At 68.7% G+C, this 3,341-nt stretch carries 3 protein-coding genes; 2 read left to right on the top strand and 1 reads right to left on the bottom strand.

The window, feature by feature from the left end; genetic code table 11:
• Window positions 1-387 (top strand): hypothetical protein (locus VF468_17650; protein HEX5880116.1); only part of this gene is annotated, 387 nt, incomplete at its 5' end.
• 393 nt (window positions 388-780) lie between these two features.
• Here VF468_17650 and VF468_17645 read toward each other — a convergent pair.
• Window positions 781-2,412 carry a ferritin-like protein gene (locus tag VF468_17645; GenBank protein HEX5880115.1) on the bottom strand — a complete coding sequence of 544 codons (1,632 nt, stop codon included), beginning with the start codon at window positions 2,410-2,412 and terminating at the stop codon, window positions 781-783.
• 478 nt (window positions 2,413-2,890) lie between these two features.
• On the opposite strand from VF468_17645, the gene VF468_17640 reads away from it, so the two are divergent.
• The gene (locus VF468_17640; GenBank protein ID HEX5880114.1) at window positions 2,891-3,295 is read left to right on the top strand and encodes a nuclear transport factor 2 family protein; all 405 of its coding nucleotides are present in this window, start codon (window positions 2,891-2,893) and stop codon (window positions 3,293-3,295) included.
• Window positions 3,296-3,341 lie beyond the last annotated feature (46 nt).

Here is a 3,341-nt window from a genome sequence, read left to right as displayed (position 1 = left end):
ACGGCCGGCTGGTCGCTCGGGCCGGTGACGGTCAACGACGGCCGGTCGGTCATCTCCCTGAACCACGACCGGGCCGGCACCAGCGTGCTGATTATCCGGCTGACGGCCAGCTGTGCCATCCAGGGGGCCGTCCAGGTGGGCTCCAACCAGCCCCAGGCACGGCGCTATGAGCGGATCGACCGCCAGACATCCCGCTTCGAGGCCATCCACTTCGACCAGTTCCCGGGCGGCTGCGTCACCACCCAGGCATCCGTGCCGGTGGCCAACCGGGCCGAGGTCACTGGCGACTCGGCGCCCATCCTTCACTACACCACCCGGCAGACGCTCCAACAGGCACTGGACCAGCGCTCAGGCGGACGACTGCGGCTCGACCCACCTGCCGCGTGACCAGATACCAATCCTCCTGGTGGCCTTCTACGCCCACGAAACGGGGGTACTCCACTTCCAGTCCGCTTCCAGTCCGCCGAGGCCAATCACCCTTCTGTGGTGTCTCGTGGGCTAGAAGCAGCAAAGCAGGAAGACCGTCGGTTCACCCCATCCTTGTGACACTTACGGATCGGCGCGACCTGCGCGGATGCGGGATAGCACAGCGCTCGACCGTCGATCTCTGACAAGGATGAGGCCGCTGGTTCAAGTCCAGCCAGGCCCACAACACTAGGGTTTACCTGCGGGAACACTTCTCGGTGGTCACCTCCGATCGCGATCGGTTCCGTGCGTCGTATGGCAGAGCGGTCTCAGAACGCATCCCTGCATGGCCGTCCTTAAGGAATAACCCGGCTTCTAGTCTGGGCTGCCGGCCTGTACCCATCGGCGGAACAGCGCGACCGACTCGGGGGGCCAGGCGGCGTCACACGGCATGCGGCCGGCGGCGACCTGTTCCAGGATGGCATCGGCGTGCTCCCGCACTGACGCAACCTCTCCCAGGTCGAATGCCCAGCGCATGGCGGCCCGGTCCCGCTCGGTGAACAGCGGCCGGATGTCCCGCTCGAAGCTCGGGACGGCGGTGGCGTCACTCGCGGGTGGAGAGACCGCTGGGACCGGGACGGCCGCTTGCGGCTCCTGGTCGGCGGCACCAGGTGGCCCCAGCGGCGCCGCGAACGCCGCCAGCCGCTGGCGGACCCCAGTCAGCACCTCCGGCGCGCCCGCGGTCAGGCCGCCGCACACCTCGGCCAGCTCCCGCAGCCGTTCGCCAAGGATGAGCCAGGCCGCCGGCTTGTGCGGGGTCACCGGGGTCGCGCTGGTGAGCATGAAGCTCGGCCCGGCGGTCATCCCGGGAGTATCTGGCCCAACCGGGAGCCTGGTCAGTAGCTCCCCTAGCGGCCGGATGACCTGGCGCATCATCCCCACCGCGGTCTCTCCGAGCATGCTCAGCTCGGCGTCGGTCTCCTCGGTGTGTTGGAAGAAGCGGTACAGCAGCTGCAGCATCGCCGCATAGCAGGCGTTGAACAGGTCGCTGACCGCAGCGGTATATGAATCCTCGATGAGGTGGACCCCCCTGGGGTCGTCGGGGGCGGCCGGCCCGGTGGCCGAGAACAGACCGAGCAGGTCCCGCGGCACCCGCACATACGGGTTGGTCACCGACGGGCGGGCGGGGGAGAAAGACGGGTCGGCGGCCTTCATCGCCCGGTAGGCCTCCAGCATGGTGAGGAACCGGCCGAAGTGCGCCCCCTGCCAGTCCCCCCGGCAGCCCTCGCCCTCCAGGACGATCGTCTGGATCGCCTGGGCCGCCGAGGCCAGCCCGGTGACGGGGACCAGCTCTGGCATACGCTCGGGAACGCGGAAGCACCGCCTGGACGCCTGCGCGTTCGGCGAGCCGACAAAGACCTGCCCCTCGCCGTAGCGGTCGACCAGGCCGCGCAGCCCTCGCTCGATCCCGTGGTACAGCTGCCCGACGCTGGAAAAGGCCTGTGGCGCCGGCAGCACCAGCGGCCCGGTCGGCACCGGCGGGGCCGGCCGGTCGTGGTCCAGCTCGCCGGCCATCGACGAGATGTCCATCCCTTCCGGCCGCTCGATGTAGAGGAACCGCTGCAGCGTCTGTTCGCTGAACGGGGCCAGGGTCAGCCGGATCTCGGGCGCGTAGGGGGAGCGCTGGGGAAGGTTGTGGCGGCCGAGCCGAGGCGCCCCCCCGAGGGCTGCGAGCAGGTTATTGACCAAGGCGAGGTGGCTCATCTCCTGCAGGGCGATCTCGTTGATCGCTCGCTTCCAATCCGCCACGACCGGCAGCTGCGCGGCCGTGAGTCCCTCTCCGGGTTCGGTCCGGAGGGTGAATGCCGCGTACAGGTAGGTGCAGCAGACGGCGTGCTCGACCTCGGCCGCCTCTCCCAGCAGGTACAGCAGCTCCTCGCGGCCCTCGACGATCAGCTCGTGCGGTGAGCCGGTGGCCACGCCGAGTTCTGGTGGGGTCGGTTCCATCGGCCCTCCTCCGTGGCCGCGATTGGACCCACATCCCTGCTGACCTCGCGATGGCAGCCTACGCCATGACCGACCGCCATCCCAGCGTCTGGGGTGCCGGCGCAGCCCATCGAGCAGCGCCGGGATCTGGCCAGGGGGCGAGGCAGGGTCACACTAGGCGACATGACGGTTGGGTCACTGCCTCGACGGGTCTTGTTGACGGAACGCAATCCGAGCACCCTGAGGGCTTGGGGGTCGGTTCCCTAGGCCGGCCCGAGTTCCGGTCGGTGCCTGGACGCTGCTGCCCTGCGTCCAGCCCGGCAGGTCACCCGCCATAGGTTCCCCCAAGCAGGTGGAGGTGATCGGCCGGATGCACGCCCAGTTCTGCCGGGAGGCTGCCGCACCGCCATGATGGCCATCCGGTCTGGACCGCTCCAGCGGAGCGCTGTCGCCGCAGTAGAGTGGGAGCCTGGTTCCCGAATGGCGAGGCGGGTTCGGGATGGACGATGCGCAGGCTAGGCATGTGCAGGCTTGGATCGACGGCTATGTCCGAGCGTGGAACTCCAACGACCCAGCCGACATCCGCGCGCTCTTCACCCCGGACGCGGTCTATTACACCGAGCCCTACGGTCCTCCCTGGGAGGGGCGCGACGAGATCGTGCGCCAGTGGCTGGACCGCAAGGACGAGCCTGGCCAGGCCCAGTTCACCTGGCACCCGCTCGCTATTACCTCCGAGGTCGCCGTCATTCAGGGTGAGGTCGCCTATCCCAGTGAGGGCCACACCTACAGCAACCTGTGGGTCATCCGCCTAGACGCCGAGGGTCGCTGCACCGAGTTCACTGAGTGGTGGATGCGCCACCCTCAGCCCGACGAGCCGACTGTTAAGCCGTCAAACCAGCCGTAGACGAGCGCCGCAAGCTTCAGCTGCCCGACAATCGGCGGAAGGTGGT

The sequence above is a fragment of the Actinomycetota bacterium genome (genome assembly GCA_036280995.1).
Lineage (GTDB): Bacteria > Actinomycetota > CALGFH01 > CALGFH01 > CALGFH01 > CALGFH01.
Note: the sequence above shows the minus strand (reverse complement) of the source record. Positions and strands in the feature narration are given on the sequence as shown.